Source organism: Xylanimonas allomyrinae (assembly GCF_004135345.1).
GTDB lineage: Bacteria > Actinomycetota > Actinomycetes > Actinomycetales > Cellulomonadaceae > Xylanimonas > Xylanimonas allomyrinae.
In genome coordinates this window covers 3,142,958-3,157,038 of record NZ_CP035495.1, presented here as the reverse complement: position 1 = coordinate 3,157,038, position 14,081 = coordinate 3,142,958, and the positions used below count along the sequence as shown (strand labels likewise).

Sequence of the window (14,081 nt, the reverse complement as noted above, 5' to 3'; positions counted from 1 at the left end):
AAGCCCATGTCTGCCGGCACAGTCGCGGTGGCGAAGAACCGGGCGCGGGCTCGGAAGAACCATCCGGTTTCCTTCCTCATCCCCGCATTCGCCGTTCTGGCCGTCTTTTACTTCCTCCCGACGCTCTTCAACTTCGTCTATGCGATGACCGACTGGTCTGCCTTTCGTGCGGACATCAATTTCGTCGGCTTTCGCAACTTTGCTGACCTCCTGCGGTCCGGCACACTGCTCAACTCGCTTCGCATCACGCTGATCTTCGCCGTTCTGGTTGCCGTGTTCCAGAACCTGTTCGGGATGATTCTCGCGCTGCTGCTGGAGAAGGACACGAAGGTCAACCGGTTCGCGCGAGTGATGTTCTTCATCCCCGTCATCATGTCGGCTCTGGCCGTTGGCTACGTCTGGCAGGCGATGCTGCGCCCTGACGGGGGCGTCAACCAGCTGATCGGCTTCTTCCTCGGTCGCGAGGTCGTGATTCCATGGCTCGGCTCGACGACGTGGACGATCGTGGTCGTCGCCCTCGTCCACTCATGGAAGTGGATGGGCCTGTCGATGCTGATCTACCTCGCCGGCCTGAAGACCATCAACGAGGACGTGCTTGAGGCCGCACGTCTCGACGGCGCAACGTCGTGGCGCATCTTCAAGGACATCCGCTTCCCGCTGCTCGCCCCTGCCGTCACCTTCAACGTAGCCACCGCACTGCTGGGCTCCATGAACGGGTTCGACATCGTCCAGGCCACCACCGGCGGCGGCCCCGCCAACTCGACCGAGCTGCTCAACATCTTCATCTTCCGAACGTTCGGACAGGGCCTGTTCGCCCAGGCAACGACCATGAGCCTCGTCCTGTTCATCGTGGTCATCGCTCTCGCATTCCCGGTGATCCGCACCCTTCGCAAGCGGGAGGAAGTCCTGTGACCGCGCAAGCACTCATCCCCACCACGCCCGGGCGGCGCCCACTCGGCGGCCGCACGGGGGCCTGGCGCTACCTCCAGCCGGTCGTCGCCGTCGCAGCGGTGATCCTGCTGATCGGAATGCCCCTGTGGATCATGGTCGTCACCGCCGGCAAGTCCCAGGCCGAGGCACAACGCCCGGACCTGTCTCTGCCGACCACCTGGCACCTCTGGGAGAACTTCGCCACCGTGTGGGACCAGGGCAGAGTCCCCGCCGCCCTGCTCGGTTCGCTCGTGATCGTGCTGCCCTCGGTGTTCGGCGTGCTCGTCCTCGGATCGCTCGCCGCATGGATCCTCGCAAGGCGCAAGTCCCGCCTCATGTCGGCCCTGTACGCGCTGGCGATCTCCGGCATCGTCCTGCCACCCGCTGTCGTCACGATCGTGCTGCTTCTGCGGCAGATCGGCCTCGCGGGCACGGGCGTCGGCATGGTCGGCGTCTACATGGGCATGTACATGTCCACCGTGATCTTCTTCGTCACGGGTTTCATCCGCACGATTCCGCACGAGCTCGAGGAAGCCGCCCGCGTTGACGGCGCCAAGCCGCTGCGCGTGTTCTGGCACGTCATCCTTCCGCTGCTCGTCCCCGTCCTGGCAACAGCAACGATCCTGATCTGCCTGTACGTGTGGAACGACGTCTTCTACGCCTTCTTCGTCGTCGGCGGACGCCTCGACACCCTCCCGCTCAACCTCTTCCAGGTCGCCTCAGCGGGACTCCATCTCAACAACTGGCACCTGATCTTCGCCTACGTCATCCTCATGAGCCTTCCCCTGCTCATCGTGTTCGTCTTCGCCCAGCGCAAGATCATCTCCGGCATCACCTCCGGCGCCGTCAAGTAGCAGTACGTCGCCACGATCCTCGACGGCGCCCGCCCCGGCCGAGCGGGCGCCGTCGCCCACAGGGGACCCGGCTTGAAGCGCCTGGTCTGCCCAGAAACGAAGGCGCGCGAGGGCCCAGGGCCAGATGGTCTGGCATCCGGCGCGAAGTCGTGCGCGGCCCCACGGCGGTCGCGGCACCAGCCCTGCTCCCGCTCGGGCGGCCGGGTCGCGCACGCGGACTGCGGGCGGGCATCCCATCAACACGCCGTGTGCGCCGACATGGTTGCGATGACACCGGCGCGGGCGCGCAAGCTCGCCGCCGCGATCACGCACGCGGCGATCATGCACGCGGCGGACGTCGTTGAGCGTGCTGGCGAGTTGGTGGGCTCGGGAGCCCAGGTGCCTCGTCGACCCCGGGTGGGCGGCTTCGGCGCGTCGCCGAGCCACGCGAGCACAGGGTCGGCTATGGGCTCGGTGGTGAGGCGGGTGTGCATGCCTCCAGGTCGAGCGGTAGCGCGTGCGGTCGGGCTTCGTGGTGGCGCCCCAGACACGAAGCGTGCCGCTCGCGCTCGGCTCGGTGCGGGCGGGTCCGACGCGCTCGAGGAGTGGCAGGGCTGGGGTGAGCAGGCGGCCGGCGGCACCGGGTCGAGGACGATGTGGGACGGGGTGGACTCGCTGGCCTCGTTGGCCTCGCTGGCCTCGTTGGCCTCGAGTTCGACGACGATGACGACGAGCGCGTCAAGGTCGTCGACGACGACGGCCGTGTCGTCGTTGATCCCGCCGACGTGAGCAGGCCCGCGGGCGGGGTCACGGCCGGTGCGGTCGGGGCGGTCTAGGCCAGGTAGTGCAGGTTGCCTTGCGGGTCACGGCGCAGGCGTCGGACGCGGCGAGGTGCTCGGCGGTGCCGACCTGGCGGTACCGCTCGCCTGAGAGCGTGACGAGCTGGGCGACCCGGCGTTCCTGGCGTTGCCGCTCGCGAAGGCGTGCGAGGGCAAGGGACCGGACGCGCTGGTTTCGCCGTGGAGTCGGGCGAGCCGCTGCGGCAGTCCCGACACAGGACACGCACGAGCTCGGGCGGGTGGTTCGAGCACGCGGTCATCCGGGCTGGCATTCCGTCGATCACCCCTCGCGGGCTGCGGCACACGGCAGCAGGCCTCGCGGTGAGCGCCAGAGCGAACGTGAAGGCCGTGCAACGGATGCTCGCGCACAAGTCCGCGGCCATGACGCTCGACATGTACGCCGACCTGTTCGACGACGATCTAGAGGCCGTTGCGACCGCGCTGGATCGTGCCCGCGCTGACGTGCTCGCGCTCAAAACGCGCTCAGACTAGCGGATACGACGACGGCCCTCGACCTATCAATGCAGGTCAGGGGCCGTTTTCGTTGCGCGGTAGCGGTGAGGTTCGGGCGCGCCCTTTGGAGGGGGTTGGCGGGGTTGGACGATCTGGCATCTGACCTGGGCGTTCGCCTGGTCACGCTATGCAACGTGTTGTTCGTTTTCGCGGCTGTTTGGCTGGCAAAGAGGAGTGAAGAAGGTGAGTCGCGGGCGCTGCGGCCTGGCTTCCTCTTCGACGGTACCGGGGTGTCGGAGGTCGGGACACTCGGAGGCGCCGCGGCGATAGCGGAGCACAAGAGGCTGACGGAGGTCAGGGTCAAGGGTGAGCGCAGTTCATCGCGCAGCGACGCCGTAGGCGCCCTTGATGCTGACCGGAGTCGGCCGGATGCTCGGGTATCGGTGCAGGGCCGGACGCGAGCCTGTGCGCTCAACGCACGCCGCCGCGTGGGCTGGGCATCGTGTCACCGCTCCCCCGTAGGGTGGCCGGGGCCGACGTCGTCAGGCACGGAAGGGTGCTCGCAGGGATGTTCATCGTTCGACCGTTCACGTCCGACGCCCTCAAGTTGCACCCGTTCACGTGTGGCGAACCAGAGCTCGACGACTGGCTCGCGCATTACGCCAGCCAGAGCGAGCGCAGAGACAACGCGCGCACGATGCTGCTGCTTGACGAGCGCGAGGGCCGCGTGGCCGGCTACTACACGATGCTCACCTTCGAGCTGTCCGTCGAGGAGGCGGAGTCGGCGCTGGGGCGCGCTCGTCGCTACCCGGTGCCCGCGACGCTCATCGCACGCCTCGCCGTCGACTCGGACTACAAGGGCAAGGGCCTCGGGAGGTTCCTTCTGGTTCAGGCGCTCGAGCGGCTGGCCGCAGCGTCGGTCGATCTCGGCTTCGAGATGGTCGTGGTTCACGCACTCCACGAAGACGTGGCGTGCTTCTACCTCAAGCACGGGTTCCAGCGCTTCGCGGACCACTCGCTCGGCCTGTTCCTCACGACGAAGCGGCTGCGGGCGACGTACGCCGCGTCGGATCCCGATTGATCCGTACGCCTGTCGTATGTACAGTGTATGTACGCCACCGAGAGAGACAGTCACCAGCGCGGTGACACGAGGAGTCTTCATGTCCACAGAGAACGCGCGCTCCGAGCGCCTGAACATGCGCCTGACGCCAGAGGCCCTGGCCACGATCCGCGAGGCGGCGTCTGCCCAGCAGCAGGACGTGTCCGCATTCGTCCTTGGCGCCGCGATGGAGCGAGCGCGCGAGGTGCTGCTCCGTGACCGCGTCATCAAACTGACCCCACGCGAGGTCGACCAGGTCGAGGCTGCCTTGAACGAGGACGCGACCGTCATTCCCGAACTGGCGGCTGCGATCACGGCGGCACGTCGGGACATGAAGCGGCTCGGCGTGAAGGAACTGGCGTCGCGCTGACATCAGATCGCGGCCGTCACGAAGGCGGTTCTGAGCTGAGGCTCGGGGCCGCCTTCGTCGCGCTCGCGCCCGGCCGGACGGGTGGGGTGCGCGGAGGCGCGAAGCGCCGGAGCGCGGGGCCCCGCCCGGGAGGCCGGCCGCGCGGCGAAGCCGCGCGCTTGAGCCAGTATGGAAAGTTCTCACCACAATCGGGTACGCGTCTCGAATCTAAGCTGGCCCAGGCTAGTGTCCTGAGTCAGGAATTCTGTTCATAACAGTACGCTGGGTTCATGGCGCAGGTGGGTAGGCCGAAGGCCGAGCTGGTGCTGTCGGACGCGGAGCGTGCGGCGTTGGAGGGCTGGGTGCGACGCCGCTCAACGCCGCAGTCATGGGCGCTGCGGTGCCGCATTGTGCTGGAGTGTGCGACGGGCGCGACGAACAAGGACGTGGCTGCCCGGCTGGGCTCGACGCCGGCTGCGGTGGGCCGGTGGCGGGCCCGGTTCGTGGAGCATCGGATCGCCGGGCTGGGCGACATGCCCCGCACGGGTGGTCCGCGGTCGGTGACCGACGAGCAGGTCGCCGCGCTGGTGACCCGGACGTTGGAGAGGACCCCGAGGGACGCGACGCACTGGTCGACCCGCTCGATGGCCAAGGCGACGGGCCTGTCGCAGTCGACGGTCTCGCGGATCTGGCGGGCGTTCGGCCTCCAGCCCCACCGGGTCGAGGGGTTCAAGCTCTCGAGCCACCCGTACTTCGTGGACAAGGTGCACGACGTCGTCGGCCTCTACCTTGACCCGCCCGAGCGGGCGCTGGTGTTCTGCGTGGACGAGAAGTCCCAGATCCAGGCGCTCGACCGCTCCCAGCCGGTGCTGCCGATGATGCCCGGGGTGCCGCAGCGGGTCACGCACGACTACGTGCGCGCCGGCACCACGACGCTGTTCGCCGCCCTGGAGATCGCCACCGGCAAGGTCATCGGCTCCCTGCACCGGCGCCACCGCGCCGAGGAGTTCAAGAAGTTCCTGATCACGCTCGACAAGCAGACGCCCGAAGGACTGGACGTCCACCTCGTGCTGGACAACTACGCCACGCACAAGACCGCGGCGATCAAGACCTGGCTGGTCGCCCACCCCCGGTTCCACCTGCACTTCACCCCGACCGGATCCTCCTGGCTCAACCTCGTCGAACGCTGGTTCGCCGAACTGACCGACAAGAAGATCCGCCGCGGCGCGCACAAGTCCGTGACCGCGCTCGAGAAGGACATCCGCGACTGGATCGCGAACTGGAACACCGACCCACGCCCCTACGTCTGGACCAAGACCGCCGACGAGATCCTCGAACGCCTCGCCACATCTCTGAACAGAATTCCTGACTCAGGACACTAGTGTCGCGTGTCGGAAGTGAGAGCGCTATTCAGGCGAGCGGGGCGCCCCATGAGCGGGCATGGTCCTGACCCGCATCGTCGCAGGTCACGGTCAAGTTTGGGCAGGTAGCGCAACGGCCCTTGCGTCCGGTTTGATCCAGGTTGTTCACGCCAGGATCGAACCCCGAACGACGGACCGATGCGTTACCACTGGCCGTGCGGGCTGACCCCTGCCTGACGAGCGAGCTGATCGCCCGCGCCTTCCAAGTCCACGCCGGCCAGCCCGACGGGCAGCGGTACGACTTCGCCCTCGGGTTCGGGACCACCGTGACGATGGTTCTGATGAAGGTGCGCCACAACCTGGCCCAGCAGCTGACCGGCCACCTGTTCGGCATTTGGCAACCCACCGTCTCGCGGATCTGGCGCTACCTGCTGCCGATCCTGGGGCAGGTCACCGCAACGGACCACCGTCACCTGGCCGAGACACTCGAGCGCGGCACCGTCCTTGTCGACGGCACCCCAATCCCCACGGGCAACCGAACCGGAACGGGCACGACGAACTTCAATGCCAAGCACCACAAGCAGGCCCTCGGCATCCGGGTCGCCGCCTTCTACGACGGGCGCCCGTGCGACGTCTCGCTTCCCGTGCACGGCTCCCGGCACAACTCCCGCGCCCCGGAGGAAGTCGGCTGGGCCGACCAGATCACCGCCGCCAGCACCGACAAGACCATCGCCGTCCTCGCCGACACCGCCTACGTCAAGCACACCCAGCTGACCCACACAGGCGCGTCAAGGGCGCCGAACGCACCGACGCCGACCGCGAGTGGAACCGGCACATCTCCTCCCGCCGCGCCCCGTCGAATGCACCATCGCCGCCCTCAAACAGTGGAAGACCCTCGCCACCGGCTGCAGCGGCCGCCTGACCGAACTACCAAGCATGATCCACATGATCACCAACATCGAGTTCTACCGACAGGCCACGTGAATAACGCTCTCACAGTCCCAACCCTGAAGTCCCACAAGAAGACAAGCTCCACCAGGTCAATGCAGCGCCATCAGCACGCGCCCCTTCGGAAGCATGAGCGAGAGGCGCTGCTCCGTTGCCTTTCCCGTCGCAAAACGGGTTGTCATGTCTTCCTGCTCCCAAAGCTCTCTCGCAGCAGCAAGAATATCCGTCCGAAATGTCTCGCGTCGCGCAATTCGATAGCCAAGCCCCATCGCGATCACCTCGAATGCGGTGTTCAGAAAGCCACCCGAAAATCGCGCTCGCTGAGCATCCCACTTGCGGAAGACATTGGCACCACCGGCAGACGCAAGAAGATCGAACGTCTCACTAAAGACCCGCTCTAACTCAGCTGCATCACTCTCGTGACGACGCGCCATTGACAGAGCCTCGGCCTCAAGGCGATCCTGGAACTGACGAAGCGAGGCCGTACTCGTGTCAGTCGCCCTGTGCAGCCAGAGAAATCTGAGAACAAGGTCTTCATCGTACTTTGCGGAGACATCCTTGTCGGGCAGCGCTGTCGTCTGCACGAATGAGTCGCGTCTCGCAAGGCTTTGCAGCCACTCCACGAATGCCGGGTTCACGCCCACCAGGATGGCGTTTCGAACCTCCTGCGCCGAAAGAGGTGACCCATAGCTGTTAAGGCGTTGAAACAGGTCATACTTGGTCGACTCGCTCGATTCGCGCTTGATGATCTTCACGTCGATCTTTGCGCGCTTAATGTCGAGCTTCTGTGCCTCACTGAGCGCACGTTCCGAGTTGGGCGTCTTCGCCCACGTTCGCCCTTCGAGATGTTTAAGATACTTCGTCGCACTGAGAACAAGAGGCGGAAAATGAGGATCCGTCAGAAGGCCCTGAAGCTGGAGTATCGTCGAAATCCTTTGGAGTCCGTCGACCAGCTCCCAGCGCCCTTCGTTGTCTTGTGCAACAAACACGGACGGCAAAGGAATCCCGAGCAGAATCGACTCGATGAGCAATGACTTCTGGTCCGAATCCCAGCGGAACAGGCGCTGAAAGGCAGGCCTGATGACGAGTTCGCCGTCTCGATACAGGTTCGTCAGCTCTCCGATACTCATTGGGTAGCTGTCAGTTGAAATCTCCTTGCGCGCCGCCACGAGCTCTTCTTCAAGGCTTGCGGGGCGCTCCTCTGCGTTCACGTCACTGACTGTCACGAGAGTCCTTCCAGTGCGGCGATCTCTCGGCTCACGCCGACCAAGTCGGGGAAAATCATGCTTTCGGCAAACCCCAGCGTGCTGAGATCTCGCTGAATCTGAACTCTGGGGATTTCGACAATGAACTTCCAGAGTGCGGAAGTTGAATGCTCGCTCGCGAAGTCCTCCATCGAGGAAAGGCTGTTTCCTGTGACTGTGAAACTCCCGCGCTGAGCAAGAATCCTCGCAGAATTGTAGGCCCCATAGATCGCCAATGGCTGCGCGTACCGACGGGCGAGATCCGTCTCATTTGAGAGCGGAGCGTACGCTTTCAAGTCGTCCGAATCAGTGGTCAAGATTGCCACATCAGGAAACTCCTGGAGCTGTTTGGCCTGTCGATTCCATCCAACGGGATCCAAGATCCACATGCTTGGGTAGCACCGCACGCCTTCGTGTGTTTCTGAGTCTCTCGCGCCGTCCGACGACGCGAAGTAGAGGGCCACGAACAGGTTTTCACTCCAATCAAGTAGACGAGTTGGAAGCTCGTGGTGTTGCATAGCGAACAACTGTTCCCAGTCATTCTGCGGATATCCCGCGGGCCAATACGGAAGGCTGCGCTGCCGGAACCGAGTAATTAGGCGCTGCTCCAGCGAAAGAAGGGCTTTTGGATTCTCCACCTTACGCGCGAGTGACGCAAGTAGCCTGTGGTTCGAACAGCTCTGGCCTCGGTGCCACAAGGGGCGCTCAGAACCCAATGAGGCGCCAATCTTGAGAACCTCTGCGACGAGCTCCGAGATCGACTTGACGCGGACTTCTTCGATCGACACCTCTCCCCTTCCCGACAGGCTGCATCCAACTTGAATGCTTGCACAAGGTTACGGTGACAGCGCACCGGGCGCGCCGTGAGGTCGGAGGCCGAGTGCGTCAGCGCCGCGGTCGCCAGTCGGCCCCGGTAGTCACGCGCGTTCGCGCACCTGAGCGTGGCGGCCAACGTGCTTCGGTGCACCGGCGTGGTGCCGAGCTCCTCGAGCACACCGGGCGTGGCTGCCTTGGAGACCGGCTCCACGATCCTCCCCAGCACCATCTGCCTGAACGCTGCGTCTTTGAGCGAGTCGAACGCTAGTTGGCGGTGCGCGTTTGGTCAGCACCTGCCACCACACCTGGGCCATGCTCACCTCGACCACCGGCTCCGTCGAGACCACCGGCACCGGCGCCGGCGCGAGGGTGTGTCCGATAGGCGGCTCTTGCGTACTGTCGGTGGTGTGGCCCGCGGTGATGCGCTCACACGGTCAGGAGGATGCGGTGGGGGAGGAGGTCGAACCCGGCGCGTCCGTACATCTGGCGTTTGAGCATCTTGGTGCGCGTGTTGACGCCTTCGGTGCGCCCGTTGTGATGCGGGAGGGTGACCGCTGCGACGACCGGGTTCTGGTGTTGCCCGAGGCCGCGGACGAACGAGTGCAGGGAGGGCAGTCCCGCTGAGCGGGCCTGCTTTGGTCCAGGCGGCCAAGGCGTCGGCCTTGCCCTTGTCCGGGGCGAGCATCCTGGCGAAGTCGGCGACGAGGGCGTGCAGGGCGTGCAGGGCGTGCGGGGCGACCATCTCGGGGCACGCTGCGACGCGCCGTCCGAGGCGTTCGGTCTGCCGCTCGGGCGGCGCAGTGGGCCGTGTCAGCAGGAGCCGGGTCGCGCGCCGTGGTGACAGGTGTGGAGGGTCGTCGAGGTGGCGGTGCTGGTTCAGGTACCGGTAGGGCAGGTTCTGGCTGCCGGGGTAGCCGAGGTCGCGGATCTCGGCCAGCAGAGCGGTGACCGCCACCCCCAGGCTCGGCCTGGCGCCACTCACGGAGGTGGTCGCGGTATGGGTCGACGAGGGTGGCCCGGTAGCGGGGTGGGCGGGTGATCTGCTCGGGCTTGGCGGCGCGGGCGTACCGCTTGACGGCATTCAGTGCGATCCCGCGGGCGGGAGCCGCAGGCCCACGCCCGCGTCGGGCAGACCATGGACCGGCTCCCGCCGCTGCGCGGTGGTCTCGGCGATGCCACCTTCGCGCATGCCGGTCGCGGTGGTCGCGGGTGACGACCTTTACTCCGCTGTGAGCGGTCAGCCACGCCTTGACGACGCCGGCGTCCCAGCCGGGCAGGACATCGACCCGGCGGCCGCTGTCCGCATCGATCAGGACGGTCGCGTAGACCTGCCCCCGCCGCAACGCGAAGTTATCGATCCCCCGGGACTGATCCAGCCCGTGCGCCAAACCTTTGGCAGAGTTCAGCGCCGCGATCCGGAGCCCTCGACCCGCACGGCTACGGTGAGCACGTGAGCGTGAAGACCGAGGCATGGACCTACTTCGACCGCATCGTGTCCGACGCGGCGCCTGGTGGCGTCCACTCGAATCCGTGGACGATTGATCCCGAGGGCCTGCTCGCGTATCGCCCTGACTTCACGGCGCTCCAGCGGCTGCTCGGCGTGCCGCTATACCTCAAGGCCGCCACGACGACCGGCGTGCCAGCCCTCGCGCTCGACGTCTGGCTGAGCTACGAACTTCGACGCGCCGGATTCAGCAAGGACGCCGTCTGGCCGCGCGCCGCGCACCCGCGGATCCTCCCGCAGGCGGTGGCGAACCTGCTGGACGGTGCGCCGAAGAAGCTCCAGGTGGAGATCGCGAAGCTGCTGACGACGAAGGCGTCGATCACGGGTGTGACGTCGTCGTCGGCAAGCATCCTCGGGAAGAACTACCTCAAGCAGGTCGACGTCATCATGACGGACTGGCAGACGGGGCCGGAGCTGCTGATCTCGACGAAGCGGATGGACTCGTCCTTCGGGAAGAACGCGGCGAACCGTGTCGAGGAGTCCTACGGCGACGCGAAGAACCTTCGGCTGCGGCACCCGCTCGCGGCGCTCGGCTTCGTCTTCGGCCTTCGTTCGACGATCCTCGATGAGGAGCCCGACAAGGCCGAGTGGCTGATCGACCTCTTGGAGAAGCTCGGCCGCGAGGACGACGCGTACCACGCGACGTGCCTCGTGATGATCGAGTACGGCGGGAACGTCGGGACGCCAGCGGATGACGACGTCATCGATGCCGAGAACCTGCTGGTGTCCGCCGGGCTTGAGAGCGAGCCGGAGGACGAGGAGATCCCGAGCGAGCCGGGTTCTGACATCGACTCCGTGCTCGCCAATCTCCCCAGCGTGAAGATCCTGCACGACAAGATCCCGGCTGCGCTGTCGCCGTCACGGTTCCTCGGGACGATGGTGCGCCGTGTCATCGACGCGACGCCGGTGACCATGCACCGTGAGGCGCGGGCACGAATCAGGGAAGTCGTCGACGGCGTGCGCTGATCCTGGTCAGTCGAAGAGAGATGGCGTGTTGTCGCGCTTGGCGCCTCGGACGGCGGCCATCGTCCCCTCGGTGAGGCCGTAGGCCGCCTCTGCCGCCCGCGTCGCCGCGGCGCGATCGCCTGCTCGGAACGCCTTGCGCAGTTGGACCGCGACTTCGGGCGAGATCATCTCGGGCTGAGGCACGCGGATCTTGCGGAGGTACTGGGCCTGGAAGCGCAGCGTTCCCCCGCGCATCTTGACGCCGTAAGCGTCGACGAACGCCTCGGCGACCTCGCTCAGCAGGAGCCCGCCAAGCACCTCGAGGTCCCAGCCTGTCGAGACGATGTAGTAAAGGTTGTGGTGCGGGTAGAGACCACCAGGCTCGAGGACGGGCGTGATCTGCGCCTTCATGTCCTGGAGCAGCAGCTTCGGACGCTCGGCCAGCCCCGGATAGACCTTGTCGATCGTCCGATGCCACCGACCAGGGTTCTTCCGTGCGACGAAGCGGCGCTTGACCGCCGGGTGCGCCGCTAGCGCCCGAGCCATGCGCGGATACGCCGTCAGGTCGACGAGCTCGCCCCGCTCGTCCCACGGGTTGATCAGGACCCGGCGAGCCGTGCCGAGCGTCCCGGTGCGGATGTCGTCTGCCATGACGAGCGGAAGCAGCCGATCGGCCTCGACGTCGGCGTGCCGGTCGACGATGTAAGCCTTGTCCGCCCCGGATGCGACGCCGATCGAGATCTTCGTCGTGCCGCCCGTCTCTTCGAGGGTCGGGAACGTCTCGTTGAGCCGCTCGAGCACCCTGATCAGCGCCGGCCTGCCCGCCGGCCACAGGTCGCGCCCTTCGAACCAGTCGGCCAGCCGGGACCCGCTCCATCCATGACCGTGCGCGTCATCGACGTCGGCCTGGCAGAAGCGCAATGCCTCAGCGGCACCGCGAGGGCCGAACTCGTCCGTCGTGTCGAGGACGGTCACGGTGCCCTGTTCGTGCCGGCCAAGGATCGTGATGGCGGGGTACGCCGAAACCTCGGCCTGGAACGCGTCGACGTCGTGCATCTGCCACAAGGTCTCGACCGCGTACCGTTCGGCGACGAGCTCTCGCAGGCGTGCACCGTACGCGTTCCGCATCCACCGGTCGGCGCAGATGAACCCCAGTTTGCCATCGGGCTTCAGCATCGCGAGTGCGCGCTCGTAGAACCCGACGAAGATGTCGGCGCGGCCCCACATCGTGGTCCACCGGGCGCGGTAGGCCGCCCCGGTCTCGTCGTCGAGATCGTCCGAGCGAATGTACGGCGGGTTTCCGACGACGAAGTCGGCCGGAACGTCCACGTCGTCCAACAGGAAGTCGGCGCTGCGAAGCCACGTCATCGCCAACAAGCGCGCGACGCCGTCGGACGCTCCGTGCGTGCGCAGGATCTCGGTGACCAGCGTTCGACAGGACTCGACGTGCTGGGGCTGGAGGTCATACCCACGGACAGCGTCGGCGAGATCCTCGAAGCGAACGCCGTGCGTCCTCGCGCTGGCAGCGAGCCGCTCGACAACAGGGCCGATGAACGCCCCAGAGCCCACCGATGGTTCGACGAGTGTCGTGGCCGTCAGGTTCCGCTCGGCCGTGTAGCCCGCGAGGTCGAGGATCGTCTCGACCACCCAGCGTCGGGTGAAGACCTCCCCGTACTCGACGAACCCCACCTCTGCCACGGCCATGGACCGGATCCTTCCACGACCAACCGACAGGAACACAGAACCTGCCCGATAACAGAGGCGCGATCAGTCGAAGCGGTCGAACCAGTGGAGGTCGACAACCGGTTCGGGCTTGACGCCGACCTGCTGTTCGAGGACGAGATCCGCAAGCTTCTCCCCGTCGATGAGATCGACGGTAGGCGTCGTCGAGATGGCGGCCCTCCGCGCCGGCTCGGAGAACCGTCCGAGGGTGACGAGGATCGCTCGTTCGGCACCCTTGGTCTGGGCGTCCCGCTGAAAGAGCGCAACAACCTCGCGACCCACGGGTTTGCCGTTGGGGTCGTAGCGCTTGACCTGTACGGCGACGCGCGAAGACAAGACTGGGCTGATTGGCGCCGTGCCGATCCCGTCGATGCCCTCATCACCTGAACCTCCAACCCGCTCGAGTTGGAGGCCGTAGAGCCGGAGCAGATACAGAACGAAATCTTCGAAAGCCGTTGGGCTGAGCTTGTGGAGTCGAGCGCGGGGGGTGTCCTTCCAACTCAACGGTTCGTCAGCCTCGTCCTCCGGCTCGATCGCCACGTCGGACGGATCCTGGATCGGGTCCGCGACGAAGCCGTTGGGCACCTCAGGCGAGTCGGTCGTCCGAGCTGACGACTTGCGTGGCCGGCTCCTGCGGAACTCTCGCTCGAGGACGAGCACGCGTTGCTTTCCCTCCTCCTCGGGGAGCGCAAGGAGATCCTTGCCAAGCGGGGCGAGCAAGAAGACTCCGCGCTTCGGGCTCTCCAGCGCCCCGATGAGCTTCGCGTAGGACCGACCCCAGGCAACCCTGTCGGCGATGACCGCCTTCGTCGGATCCGACTCATACGTGAGGGCGAGCATCTCCGCCGTCGGGTCGACCTCGCCGAGGATGTGATCCGCGATCTCCCTGCTCCGCGCCGATCCACCAAGCTCTGCGACTGCGCGGATCGCCGGGAGAATGAAGTCCTGGTAGGACGGCAGGTCGTTCTGCGTCATATGCAGATGGTGGCACGCGAGCGGACGGCCGCGCTTGCGGGCCACCGACCGACCTGTCCAGCG

14 protein-coding genes and 1 pseudogene are annotated in these 14,081 nt (G+C 66.1%); 10 read left to right on the top strand and 5 right to left on the bottom strand.

Going from position 1 to position 14,081, the window contains the following annotated elements; all coding sequences use genetic code 11:
• Positions 1 to 27 precede the first annotated feature (27 nt).
• From ET495_RS14220 to ET495_RS19500, 8 genes and pseudogenes are all read left to right on the top strand, one after another.
• On the top strand, positions 28 to 912 hold the full coding sequence (locus ET495_RS14220) for a carbohydrate ABC transporter permease (RefSeq protein WP_245993096.1): 885 nt from the start codon (positions 28 to 30) through the stop codon (positions 910 to 912).
• Positions 909 to 1,784 (top strand): carbohydrate ABC transporter permease, encoded by an 876-nt coding sequence (locus tag ET495_RS14215; protein ID WP_245993094.1) that lies wholly within the window; start codon positions 909 to 911, stop codon positions 1,782 to 1,784. Before ET495_RS14220 ends, ET495_RS14215 begins: the two co-directional genes overlap by 4 nt.
• A 471-nt stretch (positions 1,785 to 2,255) precedes the next feature.
• Complete coding sequence (locus tag ET495_RS17785) at positions 2,256 to 2,552, top strand: hypothetical protein (protein WP_162616496.1); 297 nt, start codon at positions 2,256 to 2,258, stop codon at positions 2,550 to 2,552.
• A gap of 230 nt (positions 2,553 to 2,782) precedes the next feature.
• Positions 2,783 to 3,094 (top strand): tyrosine-type recombinase/integrase, encoded by a 312-nt coding sequence (locus tag ET495_RS14210; protein WP_245993093.1) that lies wholly within the window; start codon positions 2,783 to 2,785, stop codon positions 3,092 to 3,094.
• 529 nt (positions 3,095 to 3,623) lie between these two features.
• On the top strand, positions 3,624 to 4,136 hold the full coding sequence (locus ET495_RS14205) for a GNAT family N-acetyltransferase (RefSeq protein ID WP_129205324.1): 513 nt from the start codon (positions 3,624 to 3,626) through the stop codon (positions 4,134 to 4,136).
• A gap of 79 nt (positions 4,137 to 4,215) precedes the next feature.
• On the top strand, positions 4,216 to 4,524 hold the full coding sequence (locus ET495_RS14200; protein ID WP_162616494.1) for a type II toxin-antitoxin system TacA family antitoxin: 309 nt from the start codon (positions 4,216 to 4,218) through the stop codon (positions 4,522 to 4,524).
• 269 nt (positions 4,525 to 4,793) lie between these two features.
• Positions 4,794 to 5,885: an IS630 family transposase gene (locus ET495_RS14195; protein ID WP_129205333.1), complete on the top strand. Its 1,092-nt coding sequence runs from the start codon at positions 4,794 to 4,796 to the stop codon at positions 5,883 to 5,885.
• 311 nt (positions 5,886 to 6,196) lie between these two features.
• Positions 6,197 to 6,259 (top strand): annotated as a pseudogene (locus tag ET495_RS19500) (helix-turn-helix domain-containing protein); the annotation flags it as partial.
• A 645-nt stretch (positions 6,260 to 6,904) separates the two neighbouring features.
• Here the strand turns inward: ET495_RS19500 and ET495_RS14185 are convergent.
• The 3 genes from ET495_RS14185 to ET495_RS19770 form a co-directional block, all read right to left on the bottom strand.
• Positions 6,905 to 8,023, bottom strand: coding sequence for a DUF262 domain-containing protein (locus ET495_RS14185; protein WP_129205331.1), 1,119 nt, complete (start codon positions 8,021 to 8,023; stop codon positions 6,905 to 6,907).
• 11 nt (positions 8,024 to 8,034) lie between these two features.
• Positions 8,035 to 8,844 carry an FRG domain-containing protein gene (locus ET495_RS14180; RefSeq protein WP_162616495.1) on the bottom strand — a complete coding sequence of 270 codons (810 nt, stop codon included), beginning with the start codon at positions 8,842 to 8,844 and terminating at the stop codon, positions 8,035 to 8,037.
• A 454-nt stretch (positions 8,845 to 9,298) separates the two neighbouring features.
• Positions 9,299 to 9,478, bottom strand: coding sequence for a transposase (locus ET495_RS19770; protein WP_425471238.1), 180 nt, complete (start codon positions 9,476 to 9,478; stop codon positions 9,299 to 9,301).
• A 338-nt stretch (positions 9,479 to 9,816) separates the two neighbouring features.
• Here ET495_RS19770 and ET495_RS14165 point away from each other — a divergent pair, with 338 nt between their 5' ends.
• Together ET495_RS14165 and ET495_RS14160 are read left to right on the top strand one after the other, a co-directional pair.
• Entirely contained in the window at positions 9,817 to 10,326 is a 510-nt protein-coding gene (locus tag ET495_RS14165) for a hypothetical protein (protein ID WP_129205329.1), read from the top strand.
• Entirely contained in the window at positions 10,323 to 11,342 is a 1,020-nt protein-coding gene (locus ET495_RS14160) for a hypothetical protein (protein ID WP_129205328.1), read from the top strand. Before ET495_RS14165 ends, ET495_RS14160 begins: the two co-directional genes overlap by 4 nt.
• 6 nt (positions 11,343 to 11,348) lie before the next feature.
• On the opposite strand, the gene ET495_RS14155 is transcribed toward ET495_RS14160, so the two are convergent.
• Together ET495_RS14155 and ET495_RS14150 are read right to left on the bottom strand one after the other, a co-directional pair.
• Positions 11,349 to 13,025, bottom strand: a complete 1,677-nt coding sequence (locus ET495_RS14155) for an Eco57I restriction-modification methylase domain-containing protein (protein ID WP_129205327.1) — start codon at positions 13,023 to 13,025, stop codon at positions 11,349 to 11,351.
• Positions 13,026 to 13,088: 63 nt separating this feature from the next.
• Positions 13,089 to 14,018 carry a restriction endonuclease gene (locus tag ET495_RS14150; protein ID WP_129205326.1) on the bottom strand — a complete coding sequence of 310 codons (930 nt, stop codon included), beginning with the start codon at positions 14,016 to 14,018 and terminating at the stop codon, positions 13,089 to 13,091.
• Between the last annotated feature and the right edge of the window lie 63 nt (positions 14,019 to 14,081).